General features: G+C 61.8%; 11 protein-coding genes. 6 read left to right on the top strand and 5 right to left on the bottom strand.

Translation table 11 applies throughout. From position 1 onward, the window contains the following. Nucleotides 1-334 precede the first annotated feature (334 nt). Nucleotides 335-1,585, top strand: a complete 1,251-nt coding sequence (locus HB676_RS00305; protein ID WP_213735661.1) for an MFS transporter — start codon at nucleotides 335-337, stop codon at nucleotides 1,583-1,585. Between the two features lies 1 nt (nucleotide 1,586). Here HB676_RS00305 and HB676_RS00300 read toward each other — a convergent pair whose 3' ends face one another. Further along, a complete protein-coding gene (locus HB676_RS00300; RefSeq protein ID WP_213735660.1) occupies nucleotides 1,587-2,072 on the bottom strand; it encodes an MmcB family DNA repair protein in 486 nt (161 codons plus the stop codon). A 151-nt stretch (nucleotides 2,073-2,223) separates the two neighbouring features. On the opposite strand from HB676_RS00300, the gene HB676_RS00295 reads away from it, so the two are divergent. Then, nucleotides 2,224-2,904: an MBL fold metallo-hydrolase gene (locus tag HB676_RS00295; protein WP_213735659.1), complete on the top strand. Its 681-nt coding sequence runs from the start codon at nucleotides 2,224-2,226 to the stop codon at nucleotides 2,902-2,904. Between the two features lie 233 nt (nucleotides 2,905-3,137). Here the strand turns inward: HB676_RS00295 and HB676_RS00290 are convergent, their stop codons facing one another. The 3 genes from HB676_RS00290 to HB676_RS00280 all read right to left on the bottom strand — a co-directional run bounded on the left by HB676_RS00290 (nucleotide 3,138) and on the right by HB676_RS00280 (nucleotide 7,385). Beyond that, nucleotides 3,138-5,627, bottom strand: a complete 2,490-nt coding sequence (locus tag HB676_RS00290; RefSeq protein WP_213735658.1) for a hybrid sensor histidine kinase/response regulator — start codon at nucleotides 5,625-5,627, stop codon at nucleotides 3,138-3,140. A 192-nt stretch (nucleotides 5,628-5,819) separates the two neighbouring features. Continuing rightward, a complete protein-coding gene (locus HB676_RS00285; protein ID WP_213735657.1) occupies nucleotides 5,820-7,016 on the bottom strand; it encodes a PHB depolymerase family esterase in 1,197 nt (398 codons plus the stop codon). 153 nt (nucleotides 7,017-7,169) lie between these two features. After that, entirely contained in the window at nucleotides 7,170-7,385 is a 216-nt protein-coding gene (locus tag HB676_RS00280) for a hypothetical protein (protein WP_213735656.1), read from the bottom strand. Nucleotides 7,386-7,501: 116 nt separating this feature from the next. On the opposite strand from HB676_RS00280, the gene sthA reads away from it, so the two are divergent. Continuing rightward, entirely contained in the window at nucleotides 7,502-8,893 is a 1,392-nt protein-coding gene (sthA, locus tag HB676_RS00275; protein ID WP_213735655.1) for a Si-specific NAD(P)(+) transhydrogenase, read from the top strand. A 140-nt stretch (nucleotides 8,894-9,033) separates the two neighbouring features. On the opposite strand, the gene HB676_RS00270 is transcribed toward sthA, so the two are convergent. Beyond that, a complete protein-coding gene (locus tag HB676_RS00270) occupies nucleotides 9,034-10,503 on the bottom strand; it encodes a glycosyltransferase (protein WP_213735654.1) in 1,470 nt (489 codons plus the stop codon). A 217-nt stretch (nucleotides 10,504-10,720) separates the two neighbouring features. Between HB676_RS00270 and HB676_RS00265 the strand changes: the two genes are divergently transcribed. The 3 genes from HB676_RS00265 to HB676_RS00255 all read left to right on the top strand — a co-directional run bounded on the left by HB676_RS00265 (nucleotide 10,721) and on the right by HB676_RS00255 (nucleotide 14,579). After that, a complete protein-coding gene (locus HB676_RS00265) occupies nucleotides 10,721-11,680 on the top strand; it encodes a formylglycine-generating enzyme family protein (protein WP_213735653.1) in 960 nt (319 codons plus the stop codon). A 142-nt stretch (nucleotides 11,681-11,822) separates the two neighbouring features. Further along, nucleotides 11,823-13,064 carry an LLM class flavin-dependent oxidoreductase gene (locus tag HB676_RS00260; protein ID WP_213735652.1) on the top strand — a complete coding sequence of 414 codons (1,242 nt, stop codon included), beginning with the start codon at nucleotides 11,823-11,825 and terminating at the stop codon, nucleotides 13,062-13,064. Between the two features lie 141 nt (nucleotides 13,065-13,205). Further along, nucleotides 13,206-14,579, top strand: coding sequence for a cytochrome P450 (locus HB676_RS00255; protein ID WP_213735651.1), 1,374 nt, complete (start codon nucleotides 13,206-13,208; stop codon nucleotides 14,577-14,579). The last annotated feature ends 4 nt before the right edge of the window (nucleotides 14,580-14,583 follow it).

Below are 14,583 nucleotides of genomic sequence, written 5' to 3'. Positions count from 1 at the left end.
CTTCGCGCCGTGCCCACCATCTATCGACAAACCGCTTTCCGGAATGGTGGGAACGCTGGCGCGTTGTCCACCTTACGCGCCGGAACCCAATAAATTCAGGTTGCCCAATCCGGCCTGATGGGCTATTTGGCCTCCGTCGAAAAAGGCAGGCTTGGTCTGGGTAGGCCCAAGCCCTTCCGTTCCACGGAAGCTCTGTTCCTTGCATCGCTGCCAATGGCAGCGCCTGAGATCCCTCGACGAATTCCTGGTGCGGCGCAAGCCGCGCCACAGGATTCGTCCGTGTGGTTGTCAGCCGACACACTGCTCCGGGTGAATCCTTGATCCGGAGAGAGCCATGCAAGAACTTCCGCAACATACCGATCGTGCTTCGCAGTCCGACGCCGCGCCCAAACAAAAGGGTTCGGTGATCGTGCTTGCGATATCGGTTTTCCTGAATATCGCCGGCTTCACCTTGATCCTGCCGGTGATCCCTTTCCTGGTCGGCCAATATGTGCCGCCGGAGCAGGTCGGCCTATACGTCGGGCTAATCGTCTCGGTGTTTGCGCTCTGCGCGTTTTGTGCAGCACCCGTGATGGGCGCACTCAGCGATCGCTACGGCCGCCGGCCGATCCTGATGCTGTCGCTGTTTGGCTCCACAATTGGCTATGTGATCTTTGGCCTTGGCGGCGCATTGTGGGTTCTGTTCGTTGGCCGCATCATCGACGGCCTGACCGCCGGGAATATCAGCACCGTCTATGCTTACGTGGCAGATACGTTCGCGCCGGAAGAACGCGGACGCATCTATGGCGTGCTCGGCGCGGTCGGCGGCCTTGGCTTTATGCTGGGGCCGGTCGCCGGCGGACTGCTGGGGGCGATTTATCCTGCCGCGCCATTGTTTGCGGCGGCCGCGCTGACGCTTGTGAGCATCGCCTGGATTTATCTGGCGTTGCCCGAAAGCCTCGCGCGCGATGCGGCGCGTCCGGCTTGGCGCTGGCAGCAGCTTAACCCGCTGGCACAACTCGCGCAGGTGCTCGGCATCGCCGCGCTGCGCATTCCCTTTGCGGCCGCGTTTGCCTTCTTCTTTTCCGGCGCCATGCTGCAGAGTAATTTTGCGGTCTATCTGAAAGATATTTTGCAATTCGGTCCGACCGGGATCGGCTGGATATTGTTCACCGTCGGCGTGATGGACATCGTCGCCCAGGGGCTTCTCACGCGCATACTGTTGCCGCGCCTCGGCGCCGATCTGCTCACGCGCGTGGGACTCGCCGTCAATGCGATTGGTTTCGGGCTGATCGCATGTCTGGTGTTCGTGCCGCGGGTCGAATTCCTGCTCGCTTCGATCGTGGTTTTCACGTTGGGCGATGGCCTGTTCCAGCCGCCGATGAACGCGATCATCTCCAACGCGGCGCCCGCGGACGCGCAGGGATTGGTGCAGGGTGCGAACCAATCGCAGCAGGCGATGGCACGGATGCTGGGACCGCTGCTCGCCGCGGTGCTGTCACCATTCAGCGCCGCCGCGCCCTATTGGGCCGGTGGGCTGATCGCGATGATGGGCGTGGTCATCCTGTTGATTTCAGGACGATCGAAGCAGCCGGCAGCGGAGTGAATTAAAACTCCGCATGCCCTTGCGGATCGACCAGCCGGTTGATCCGCCCGGCGGCAGCCATGCCGAAGCGCACGGTCATCAGCTTGCGGGTCGGCGCCGGCAGGCGATGTTCGGGCGCCTCGCGGTGCAGGTGGGCGCCATAGGCATCGGCGACGATCAGCCCGGTATCGAGCGGGAAGATTTCGTGCGACAGTTCCCGGGTAAAGGCGAAAAACAGCCGGTCGCAATGCGATCGGTATTCCGGCCATTTCTGGTCGGCGCGTAAATCCTCGATTGACGATTTGATCTCGACGATCCAGATCTCGCTGCGCTCGTTCAGCGCCACCAGATCGGCGCGGCGTCCCGACGGCAGCGATAATTCGCTGATGCAGGAGAAACCCAGGGTATGCAGCATGCGCGCGGTGCCGCGCGCGACCGCAAGCGCGGTCTCGGACTGACGGCGGTCCGGCGCGGGAACGAGATTGACCTGACGTGCTTGTGATTCCATCGCCACGCAGCCTAGCCGATTGCGTGATCGCGTCCAACGGCGTGCGCGACGTCAGGGCAGCCCCGACGCACGGATTTTCCGAAATTTCGGCGAATTTTCTCCTTGGCGGGTCGCTAAAAATCGGCAATGTGCGGCCAAAGGACAGGAACACATGGCAAAGCAATCCGAAAATCAGGCCAAGGAACAGGCGCGCGCCGGTGCGCTCATTATCCCGGTGACGCTGTTCGAGCAGAACTGCACATTGTTTTGGTGCCTGACCACCAAAAAGGCGGTTGTGATCGATCCCGGCGGGGACGTTCCGAAAATTCTGGCTGCGATCAAGCAGTCCAATGTAACGGTCGAAAAGATCTGGCTGACCCATGGCCATATCGACCATGTCGGCGGCGCGGACAAGCTGCGCGAAGAATTGAAAGTGCCTATCGAAGGCCCGCATATCGCCGACAAATTCCTGCTCGACAATGTCGTCAACAGCGGCGCGCGGTTCGGCATGAGCGGCGTGCGTAACTTCACGCCGGATCGCTGGCTTGATGAGGGCGATCAGGTCTCGATCGGCGAATTGACCCTCGACATCCTGCATTGCCCGGGCCATTCGCCCGGCAGCGTGGTGTTTTTCCAAAAGGAAATGCGTTTTGCCCATGTCGGTGACGTGCTGTTCAACGGCTCGGTCGGACGCAGCGACATTCCCGGCGGCAATCACGACACGCTGATCAAGTCGATCAAGGACAAGCTGCTGCCGCTCGGCGACGATGTCGGATTCTTCTGCGGCCACGGCGCCCGCTCCACCATCGGCCATGAGCGGATGACGAATCCGTTCCTGACGGGGACGGTGTGATCAGGCGGCCGTGTCTTCTGCTGTGGCCTCATGGTTCAAGACGCGCCAACGGGTCCGCGCGAAGCGCGGCCCGATGATAAACTCCGCCGCGCTCCTCACCATGAGGAATGAGCATCAGCGCGGACATGACAGTTGCTCCCGGATATCGCTGCGCTCATCCGGGCTACAGTTCGTCCTCATCCGGAGGAGCTGCGCACTTGCACGGCGTCTCGAAGGATGATGCGGAAGTGGAACTACCGCGAAACCATCGCGCGAATTCGGCGGGACAGGTTGTCGAGATCGAACGGCTTGGTGATCATCTCCATGCCCGGCTGCAGGAAGCCGTCGGCGATCGCAACGCTTTCGGCATAGCCGGTGATGAAGAGAATCTTCAGGTCGGGCCGGGTTTCCCGGGCCTGATCGGCGAGCTGGCGGCCGTTCATGCCGGGCAGGCCGACGTCAGTGATCAACAGATCGATCTGCTTGTTGTCGCGCAGCAGGTGCAAGCCGGCGGGGCCGTCGCCGGCTTCGAGCGTCCGGTACCCCTGATCGGCCAGCATTTCCAGAATGACCGAGCGGACCACCGGTTCGTCCTCAACCACCAGCACGGTCTCGCCGGTGGCGGCGTGCCGGCTCGTGTGGACGCCTGCGGCTTGCTCGATAATGCTGCTGCCGAGATGCCGCGGCAGGTAAAGTTTGACCGACGTTCCCCGGTCCAGCTTGCTGTCGATCGTGGCATGGCCGTTCGATTGCCGCGCAAAGCCATAGATCATCGAAAGCCCGAGCCCGGTGCCTTGGCCGATCGGCTTGGTGGTGAAGAACGGATCGAAGGCGCGCGCGGCGACCTCGGCGCTCATGCCGGTTCCGGTATCGGTGACGCTGATGCAGATGTAATCGCCGGGCGATAGCGCCGACGGATCGGCGGTCGTGTCGTCGAGCCGTGCATTGGCAGTCGCGATGATGAGCTTGCCGCCATTCGGCATCGCATCGCGGGCGTTGATAGCGAGATTGAGCAGTGCGCTCTCCAACTGGTTGGGATCGCACAGCGTATTCCACAACCCGTTCAATGCTGTGATCTCGAGATCGATGGCTTCGCCGATTGTCCGGCGCAGCAAGTCCTCCAGCGATACCACGAGCTGGTTGACGTCGACGACCTTCGGAACCAGCGGTTGGCGCCGCGCAAAAGCCAGCAGGCGGTGGGTGAGGGCGGCGGCGCGGTTGGCCGATGTCATCGCCGCATGGATGTAGCGCGTGACATTGTCGGTGCGTCCCTGGTTGAGACGGGTCTGCAGCAAATCCAGCGATCCCACGATGCCGGTCAGCAAATTATTGAAGTCGTGCGCGATGCCGCCGGTCAATTGCCCCACCGCTTCCATCTTCTGGGATTGCAGCAGCGCCTCTTCGGCGGCCTTCAACCGCTCCGCCGCGGCCTTTTCGGCGGTGACGTCGCGGGCCACCGCATAATTGCAGTCCTTGTCGGAGACGCCGGTCCATGACAGCCAGCGATAGGTGCCGTCCTTATGGCGAAAACGGCTCTCAAAACGGACGGTGGTCTCGCGCGCGCCTAGCTCCTTCATCTTGGCGCGGGTAAGACCGTTGTCGTCGGGATGCTCCAGCCATTCCGAAGTCCTGTTCAGCAACTCGGCTTCGCTCCAGCCCAGGGTTGTGGTCCAGGCCGGATTGACCGTCTGCCAGACGCCGGCGCGATCGGAGACCATCAGCAAGTCCTGCGACACGTTCCAGATCCGGTCGCGCTCCCGTGTCTTCTCCTCGACGCGCTGCGCCAGCGTCGCATTCAACTCGGCGAGCTGGTCTGCAAGCTTGCGGTAGAGCTCCTCGCTCTGCCGCAGCGCCTGCTCTGCCGCGACCTGTTCGGTGACATCGGTATGGGCGCCGATCAGGCGGATGGGTTTTCCGCTTGCGTCGCGTTCGATCGTGGACTTGACGGAAATCCAGCGCGTCTCACCATCGCTGGGGCGGATGATCCGGTATTGCACCGTGTAGTCACGGACGCCGTTGGCAACGGCGTCGCGGAATTTTCTTTCAGTGGCCTCGCGATCCTCGGGATGAATGCGGCGGACCCAGTCTTCGTGCGACTCGTTGGCCGCCTCCGGCGGCAATCCGTGGATCAGCAGATATTCCGGCGAGCGGCGATTGCGAAAGCCGGTGGTCAGATCGACTTCAAGGCCGCCGATGCGGCCGATCTGCTGCACGCGCGCGAGTTCAGCTTCGCGTTCCCGCAACGCGACGGAGGCAAGATAGTCTTTGGTGACATCACGGCAGACCACGAGTACGCCGCCGATCCCGTCGTCGTCGTCGATCGGGCTGTAGCCATAGGTCCAGTAGACTTGTTCGAGCTTGCCGTTGCGGGTGACGGGAACGAGCTGGTTCTCGTTCCAGGTCGGGCCGCCGCCGCTCATTACCTGTTCGATCTGCGGGCCGATAATGGGCCAGATCTCGGCCCAACATTCCCGTCCGCGCTGGCCGAGCGCGCTGGGATGCCGCTCGGGTCCCATCGTCTGGCGATAGGCATCATTGTAGAACTGGATGAGGTCTTCGCCCCACCAGATGAACATCGGGTGGTTGGTGTTCAGCAGGATCCGCAGTGCGGTCCGCAAACTCTGCGGCCAGGTCTCGGGCTTTCCAAGCGGACTGGCCGACCAGTCATGCGCGCGCGTCAACGCGCCCATCTCTCCGCCGCCGGAGAGAAAATCCGCAGAAATCGGTTTGTTGACCTTCAACATGCAGGACGGCGCCGAGTTTTGCTTAGATTAGCAGCCGGAACTTAACCGCCTGTCACAATCTCAGCAAACTCTTGCCCGTGGGTTTGGTTCCAATTTTATTTCTCAAGGCTGGAACAAAACGCCGGGATCGTGCGCGTTATCCTTAACGGGGTCGTGCGAAATGCCCTGTGGCTTTAGCTAAAGGCACGTCCGCTATTTCATGAGTCCTGCGGCCGTCAATGCGCGTGTGATGACGCTGCCGACGTCGATACCGCCACGGGGCGATGAATGCGATGCCTCGCGGTTGAGACCCGCCTGCGGCCAGAGCACGGCAGCGATATCCGGCGTTCGCGCTGATACGGTAGCCAGCGGAATCGGTTCGGCGGTTTGCTTCGCAACTGGCTTTGCAGATTCTTTGGCCGGACGAATCCAGTCGGTCAGGCCGAAGAAATTGGCAATGTGATAGGAGGACGAGATTCCCGCCTCGATCAGAAACGCGCCCTCGGCGCCATACCGTTCGTCATTGTCAGCCAACCCGAGCGGCGTGCCATGGGCCATATTGGTGATGGTGTAGGATTCGACGATGGTTTCTCCGTCCGTATTCCACCAGATCTGACGCGGATAGCCGTCAACGGCTCCCTCCGACATCGGCGCGGAAGGAAGCTGATGGACGTCGAGCCATTGCTTGAGAATCTCATCGGCATTCGCTGGGTTAACGGTGCGATCCGCGCTGCCGTGCCACACCGAAAGCCGTGGCCAGGGGCCTTTATGATCTGACGCGTTGCGCACGAGGTCGCCTAATTCGGGGGCTGGACGGGCGGGCGTCTGGAACATGCCGTTCAATGCTTCGCGCACATTGGTCGCGACGCCGAACGGCAATCCCGCGATCACGGCGCCGGCCGCGAACGTCTCGGGATAGGTGGCGAGCATCGCCGTCGTCATCGCGCCGCCGGCAGACAGTCCTGTGACGTAGATGCGATTCGGATCGATCGCGTGCTCATGCACCATTTGCGCGATCATCTGGCTGATCGAACAGGCTTCGCCGCTGCCGCGCGTGGTATCTTCGGGGTTGAACCAGTTGAAGCAGCCCTGTCCATTATTCGAGTGCTGCTGCTCGGGCATCAGCAGCGCGAAACCGTAATGTTGCGCGAGCGTCGACCAGCCGGCGCCGAGATCGTAGCCGGCGGCCGTCTGGCCGCAGCCATGCAGCACCACGATCAGGCTGGGCATCGGCTGCAGCGTCTCGGGAACGTAGGCAAACATCCTGAGATCGCCCGGATTGGTGCCGAATTCCGTGATTTCGACGAGCGGGGTGTTGGCTGGTTGCCGGGTTCCCCAGCCTCCCAAGCCATTGATTCCATTCACCCTGGGCAGGTGCCGCAGAAATTCGACGTTTTTGGCAAGGGACACGGCAGCTCCTGGGCAAGTGAATAGCAACTCCACCCAAACCAGATAGTTGCTGCACTGCAAAATAAAAAGGACGTGTGCTGTCTTTCCCCAGAAATGCCGGGGATTGTGATCGCCATCGTTAACAGGCGAAGGCTGTCGCGCGGCGCATCCACGTCAGAAATGCGGCGCAAATCGCAATTGATGCCGCAAATCGCCCGGTGGCGGAATATGCCATGCGCTTTCTTGATGCGTTGGATTGACGGGTTGTGCAAAAGCGAATGAAGGCTGCGTCGCGAAGCGATGACAGTCTCGACTGGCGCGGGCCGCATGCAGGTCGATGGCGACAGTCGGAATAGCAAGTGGATGACGAACGGCATCGACGCCAAACATGGATTACGCGGCGACAGTGACCGCGCGCATTCGCGTCTTTTTGGCCCGATTGCTGCATGGAAAAAGGCCTCGGGCCTTTCTTTCCAGCACTTCCAGCGCGTTCGGGACTGCTTTCGATGCATGACTATGACATGGTGGTGATCGGCTCCGGGCCGTCCGGCCGCAGGGCCGCTGTGCAATTCGCCAAACTCGGCAAGTCGGTTCTGGTGGTGGAAAAAGGCCGGCGGGTTGGCGGCGTTTCGGTCCATACCGGGACCATCCCCTCCAAGACCCTGCGCGAAACCGTGCTCAATCTGTCAGGCTGGCGCGAGCGCGGCTTTTATGGCCGCTCCTACCGCGTCAAGCAGGACATCGGCGCCGTCGATCTGATCGCGCGGCTGCAGAAGACGCTCGACCATGAAGTCGAGGTGCTGGAGCATCAGTTCAGCCGCAACATGGTCAAGACCGCCTGCGGCGAGGCGCGCTTTACCGGGCCGAACCAGATCGAGATCACGGCCGACAGCGGCGAGATCCGCACCGTGTCGGCCGCCCATATCCTGATCGCCTGCGGCACCCGGCCGTTCCGGCCGGATTATGTGCCGTTCGACAGCAAAAGCGTGTTCGACAGCGACGAGATCATCGATCTGCCGAAACTGCCGCGCAGCCTCGCGGTGATTGGCGCCGGCGTCATTGGCGTCGAATACGCCACGATCTTCTCGGCACTCGATGTCGCGGTGACGCTGATCGAGCCTCGGCCGACCTTCCTCGATTTCATCGACAAGGAATTGATCGAAGAGTTCATGCACGAATTGCGCGACCGCAATGTCTCGATGCGGCTCGGCTCTGCCGTCAATTCAATCGAGCGCAGCGAAGGTGGCAGCATCGTCACCAGGCTTGCCGACGGCCGCAATGTTGTTTCGGAAATGTTGCTGTTCGCGGCGGGGCGCGTTGGCGCCACCGATCGGCTTAATCTCGAGGCCGCAGGGATAGCGGTCGATCACCGTGGCCGGATCGCGGTCGATCCACTCACACTTCAAACCAGCGTGCCGCATATCTATGCGGCCGGCGACGTGATCGGCTTTCCCAGCCTTGCATCGACGTCGATGGAGCAGGGGCGGGTGGCTGCCTGTCATGCACTGGGCATGGAGCCGATGACGCCGCCGGAGTTCTTTCCCTACGGGATTTATTCGGTGCCGGAAATCTCGACGACAGGTCTGACGGAAGAAGAAGTGCGGACCCGCGGCATTCCCTATGAAGTCGGCGTCGCGCGCTTTCGCGAAACTTCGCGCGGACACATCATGGGGCTCAACAGCGGCATGATGAAGATGATCTTCTCGACCAAGACCCGCCGCTTGCTCGGCGTCCACATTCTCGGCGAAGGCGCCACGGAACTCATTCACATCGGCCAGGCGGTGCTCAATCTCAAAGGCACGATCGATTATTTTATCCAAAACACGTTCAACTATCCGACGCTGGCAGAAGCCTACAAGATCGCCGGGCTCGATGCGTGGAATCGGATGACGAGGTAGAGGGCTGCGGCCATAGGACGAGGACTTCTCGTCATTGCGAGGAGCGAAGCGACGAAGCAATCCATTCTTTCTTTGTGCCGTAGGATGGATTGCTTCGCTTTGCTCGCAATGACGGTCTTAAATGTCTGGCGGCAAGCCGCTCAAATCGCCTTCAATTTGCGATAGGCGAACCACACCATCTTCAACAGCAACCAGCCGTCGCGAAACCGCGAGATCTGGGTTTCGCCGAAGGTGCGCGCCTTGTAGTGGATCGGTGTTTCCAGGATTTTGAGGTTCTGCTTGGCCGCGCCGAAGATCAGGTCGAAATCGCCGAACGGGTCGAAATTGCCGAAGTAAGCGCGCTCCCGTGCCAGCATTTCGTAGTCTTTTCGCAGCAGGACCTTGGTACCGCACAGCGTATCGGTCAGCCGCGTGTTGACGAGGTAGCTGAACAGATAGGCGAAGCATCTGTTGGCGATCAGATTGAGCGGGCGCATCGCCTCATGCTCCATCGGATAGATCAGTCTTGTGCCGTTGACGAATTCCGCCTTCCCGGTCTCGATCACAGCGTGATATTTCGGCAGCATCTCCGGCGGCATGGTCAGGTCGGCGTCCAGGATCATCAGCACATCGCCGGTCGCGGCAGCAAATCCCTTGCGGACCGCGTCGCCCTTGCCCTTGCCGTCCTGCTTCAGCACCTTGATGTTCCAGCGATCCTTGTAGGCGTCGCGAACCCGCTCGCATTCCTCGAAGGTACCGTCGCTGGAATTGCCCTCGACAAACAAAATTTCCTGCGATGAGCCAAATCGCGGCATGCGCAGGATCGCGTTTTCGATGTTGCCTCGTTCGTTGCGGCAGGGAACCAGAATGCTCGCGGACAATTTCCGCTCCGGGAAGTGCCGCACCGGGCGTCCGACCAGATAGGTGCGCAGGCACAATTGCCGGATGCCGGGCAACGGCGCGATGAAGCGGTTGACGAACGGTCCGAGGCCCAGCCAGCGCCGCGGGATCAATTGCCGCTGCTCCTGGCTGATTACCTCGAGATCCGCGAGGTCCATCATGTTGAGGAAGTCGGCGTTGGCGATGTAATTGATCTTCGGTTGCTTGCTGCGCAGATGCAAAAGCTCCGCGAGCTTGAGCACCGGTTCCCACAGATGGGAGTAATAGGAGATCACGATCCGCGTCGATGGCGCGCACAGATGCTGCACCTGAGTTAACGTGCCGTCGATGTCCTCGAACATGCCGATGGTGTCGGCGATCACGATATAATCGAACGGTCCTTCGATCCCGGCCAGCGTGGCGGGGTCCTCGACATCGCCAAGAACAAAATTCAATTCCGGATGTTGCTGGCGGGCGCGGGCAATGGTCTTGGCACCGAAATCGATGCCGACGCCGTAGGATGGCTGCAGCGCAGCCAGCAGATCGCCGCGGCCGCAGCCCAATTCCAGCACCCGCTTGCCGGGTGGGATCAGGAACCGCATGAATTTGAGGTCGTCCTGATGGTAGGCGACGTTGAATTCGCGCCAGCGATCGAGCTCCTCGACATTGTCTTCGTAATGGTCGAGCAGGTCCCGCTTTCGCTGGCTGGAAAGCTGCAGTGAAGCAGGGATGTCGGGTTGCTTCAGGTCCATTGCAGCCTCGAAACGGGAAAAAGGAAAGCCCTCTTAGCCGAATGGTCCCGGGGTGTAAATTCGGCAAAAAAGGCCCCATTTGCTCGTTTTTTGCCCTGCCCGCCCCGGATCGGCCCTTGCGCTACCGACCGGTCTCGACATGAACGCAACTCCCCACCGGCGCGACCAAGCAATGCCCCTCTCGCGCCCCAAAGACCGCCGATTACAAGGATCGCCCATGACGATGAAGCTGACACTGCTGGCCGTGTTCACCGCGGGCGTATTTGCGGTGTGGTGTTCCGGCGCCTCGGCTAAATCGAAACGCGTGAGACCGATACCCGCTCCGGCCGCGGAAGCAGCTCAGGCGCCTGCACCCGCGCCGCGGCAATTCTTCGCCACGAAAGGCGTGGAGCCGCTCACGCCGGAGATCGAGCAGGCGTTGAAGCCGAAAGACAGCTTCAAGGAGTGCGAGGCCTGCCCGGAGATGGTGGTGGTGCCGAAGGGCTCGTTCATCATGGGGACGCCGCTTTCCGAAATCGATCGCTACAAGGGTGAAGACCCGCTGCACCAGGTTACGCTGGCGCGGCCATTTGCGGTCGGCCGCTTCACCATCTCATTCGACGAGTGGGATGCCTGCCTCGCCGACGGCGGCTGCGACGGCAACAAGGGGGACGACAAATTCGGGCGCGGCCGCATGCCCGCGCAGGGCATCAGCTTCGAAGCGGCGAAATCCTATCTGGCGTGGCTGTCGCGAAAGGTCGGGCGCACCTACCGGCTGCCGAGCGAGTCCGAGCGCGAATATTTCACCCGCGCCGGCACCACGACGGCGTTCTGGTTCGGCAACACCATCTCCTCGATGAACGCCAGCTATACCGCGGGTACCCCGTATGGCCACGGTCCGCGCGGCGTCGACGCCAAGGGTCCGGCGGTGGTGGATTCCTACGCGCCCAATCCTTTCGGGATCTATCAGGTGAACGGCAACGTGATGGAATGGACCGAGGATTGCTTCAACAAGCGTTACACCGAGGATACGCCGGCCGACGGTGCGCCATGGCTGGAAGGCGATTGCACCAAGCGCATGGTGCGCGGCGGGCTATGGAACTGGTCCGCGGACAAGTCGCGCTCGGGCTACCGCGACGACCATTATGCCGGTAGCGGCGACAGCTTCCGCGTCGTCAGGACGCTGAACGTTCAATAGAAGGCGCACGCCGGGCGATTCTTAACTCCGCGCATGGCCGGTACCGCATAAGCGGTCCGATCCAGCAGCGATTGCCTTGGTCCTTGCCGCGCACTAGTTTGGCGCCAAGCAACCAAGAACAACACGCCCGGAGAGAACGCCCATGGCACGCCTGAAGTTCGGCGCCTTCCTCGCCCCGCATCATCCGATCGGCGAGCATCCGATGCTGCAATTTCGTCGGGATCTCGATCTGGTCGAGCAGCTCGACGCACTCGGTTACGACGAGTTCTGGTGCGGCGAGCATCATTCCTCGGGCTGGGAAATGATCGCGTCGCCCGAAATGTTTCTGGCTGCGGCCGGCGAGCGCACCAAGCGCATCAAGCTCGGCACCGGCGTGGTCTCGCTGCCCTATCACCATCCCTTCAATGTCGCCCAGCGCATGGTGCAGCTCGACCACATGACGGGTGGCCGCGCCATCTTCGGCTCCGGGCCGGGTGCGTTGGCTTCCGATGCGCACACGCTCGGCATCGATCCGATGACGCAGCGCGACCGCCAGGACGAGGCGATTGCGATCATCCGCCGGCTATTCAAGGGCGAGCGGGTCACGGCGAAGAGCGACTGGTTCACGATGAACGATGCCGCGCTGCAGATCTTGCCGCTGCAAGAGGAGATGCCGTTCGTGGTGGCGTCGCAGATCTCGCCGTCGGGCATGACGCTGGCCGGCAAATACGGCATCGGCATCATTTCGCTCGGCTCGATGTCGACGCAGGGCCTGATGGCGCTGCCGACGCAATGGGGCTTTGCCGAGGATGCCGCGAAAAAGCACGGCACCATTGTGAGCCGTTCCGATTGGCGCGTATTGTTGAGCTGGCATATCGCCGAGACCCGTGAACAGGCGCAGCGCGAGGCGGGCGCTGGTTTGATGCGCTGGCACAATGAATACAATGTCCGCACGCTGCAGCGGCCGGGCTTGCAGCCGTTCACCTCGCCGGAGGACGCGGTGGATAAAACCGCGGGCGGCGAGGCGGCCGCTTCCACCATCGGCACACCGGATGATCTCGTCAAAACCATCAAGAGCCTGACGGAAGTTTCCGGCGGCGTCGGCACCATCGTCGGCTTCGTGCACGACTGGGCCAATCCGGAAAACACCCGGCGCAGCTGGGACATGGTGGCGCGCTATGTGGTGCCGGAGATCAACGGCTACGTCACCAAGCTGCGCGAGTCGCAGAAATTCCTGATCGAGAATCGCGCGGTGTTCGACCGGGCGGGTCAGGCCGTGATGGCCAAGATCATGGAGAACGACAAGGCCGCTGCCGCGCTTTCGCTCACCGGCCCCGGCCGCGTCGCGATCCCGATCATCAATGCACCGGATCTGCAAAAGGAAGCCGCAAAACGGAAGGTTTAACCTCCCGAGAGCCTTTGCACAGGAACGACAAAGGGGCTATTTTAGCAGCATTGGGGCTACGCCGATGACATCGACCCGGAGCTGCGATCACGCCACGATCGAACTCCGGCGGATCCACTGGGACCAATCGGAGCAATTGCCATGTCCATGCAGACTGTGGTGTCTCCCGCGATCACCATCACACCGGTCAAGCGCACTTCGCTGAAGCACATTCCGGGCAACGAAGGCTGGCCGATCGTGGGCCGTACCTTGTCGATCCTCGCCGACCCCAAGGGGGAAGTTGAGCGGATGGCTGCGAAATATGGCCTGATCTATCGCAGCCGCGTGCTCGGCGAAACCAGCATCACGCTGCTTGGGCCGGAAGCCAATGAGCTCGTGCTGTTCGACCAAAGCCGGCTGTTCTCCTCGACCTATGGCTGGGAGACCATCCTGGGCCGCCTGTTTCCACGCGGCCTGATGCTGCTTGATTTCGACGAACACCGCCTGCACCGGCGCGCTCTCTCGGTCGCATTCAAAGCCGGGCCGATGAAGTCCTATCTCGCTGCGCTGGATGCCGGGATCGCGGCGCGGGTCGCGCAGTGGAAGGCGCAGCCGGGGCCGATATTGTTCTATCCGGCGATGAAACAACTCACGCTCGATCTCGCTGCGACGTCGTTTCTCGGCGCCAGCATCGGGCCCGATGTCGACAACATCACGCGCGCCTTCATCGACATGGTCGCGGCCGCGGTGACGCCGATCCGGCAGCCTCTACCCGGCACGCAGATGGCGCGCGGTGTCAAAGGCCGCGCCCGTGTCGTCGCTTATTTTTCGGAACAGATTCCGATCCGCCGCGCCAAGGGCGGCGAGGACCTGTTCTCGCAGCTATGCCGCGCCACCCATGAGGACGGCGCGCTGCTCACGACCCAGGACATCGTCGACCACATGAGTTTTCTGATGATGGCGGCGCACGACACGCTGACCTCGTCGCTGACATCCTTTGTCGCTGGGCTCGCCGCCAATCCGCAGTGGCAAAGCAAACTGCGCGACGAAATCACCGCGCTCGGCGTCGCCGCCGATGAGCCGACGACGTCGGAAAATCTCGACGCCATGCCATTGAGTGAGATGGCCTTCAAGGAAGCGATGCGGATGAAGCCGCCGGTGCCGTCGCTGCCGCGGCGCGCGACGCGGGATTTTACGTTTGGCGGCTACGCGATCCCCGCCGGTACGCTGGTCGGAATCAATCCGCTGTTTACCCATCACATGCCGCAAATCTGGCATGATCCCGAAACGTTCGATCCGTCGCGCTTTACCGATGAGGCGCAGCGCGGCCGCCATCGCTTCGCCTGGGTGCCGTTCGGCGGCGGCGCGCATATGTGTCTCGGGCTGCACTTCGCCTACATGCAGGCGAAGTGTTTTGCGCGGCATTTCCTGCAGAATCTCAGCGTCTCGCTGCAGCCCGGCACCACGCCGGACTGGCAGATGTGGCCGATCCCGAAGCCCAAGGACGGGCTGCGCGTGGTGCTGTCGCCGGTGTGAGAGA

It is taken from the genome of Bradyrhizobium sp. dw_411, from assembly GCF_018449695.1.
In the GTDB taxonomy this organism is placed as follows: Bacteria; Pseudomonadota; Alphaproteobacteria; order Rhizobiales; family Xanthobacteraceae; genus Bradyrhizobium.
This window is presented reverse-complemented; position numbering and strand designations above follow the sequence as displayed.

Coding starts and splice junctions, on each gene's coding strand:
- HB676_RS00305 (WP_213735661.1), top strand. CDS start 335: ATGCAAGAACTTCCGCAACATACCGATCGTGCTTCGCAGTCCGACGCC.
- HB676_RS00300 (WP_213735660.1), bottom strand. CDS start 2,072: ATGGAATCACAAGCACGTCAGGTCAATCTCGTTCCCGCGCCGGACCGC.
- HB676_RS00295 (WP_213735659.1), top strand. CDS start 2,224: ATGGCAAAGCAATCCGAAAATCAGGCCAAGGAACAGGCGCGCGCCGGT.
- HB676_RS00290 (WP_213735658.1), bottom strand. CDS start 5,627: ATGTTGAAGGTCAACAAACCGATTTCTGCGGATTTTCTCTCCGGCGGC.
- HB676_RS00280 (WP_213735656.1), bottom strand. CDS start 7,385: ATGTTTGGCGTCGATGCCGTTCGTCATCCACTTGCTATTCCGACTGTC.
- sthA (WP_213735655.1), top strand. CDS start 7,502: ATGCATGACTATGACATGGTGGTGATCGGCTCCGGGCCGTCCGGCCGC.
- HB676_RS00270 (WP_213735654.1), bottom strand. CDS start 10,503: ATGGACCTGAAGCAACCCGACATCCCTGCTTCACTGCAGCTTTCCAGC.
- HB676_RS00265 (WP_213735653.1), top strand. CDS start 10,721: ATGACGATGAAGCTGACACTGCTGGCCGTGTTCACCGCGGGCGTATTT.
- HB676_RS00260 (WP_213735652.1), top strand. CDS start 11,823: ATGGCACGCCTGAAGTTCGGCGCCTTCCTCGCCCCGCATCATCCGATC.
- HB676_RS00255 (WP_213735651.1), top strand. CDS start 13,206: ATGTCCATGCAGACTGTGGTGTCTCCCGCGATCACCATCACACCGGTC.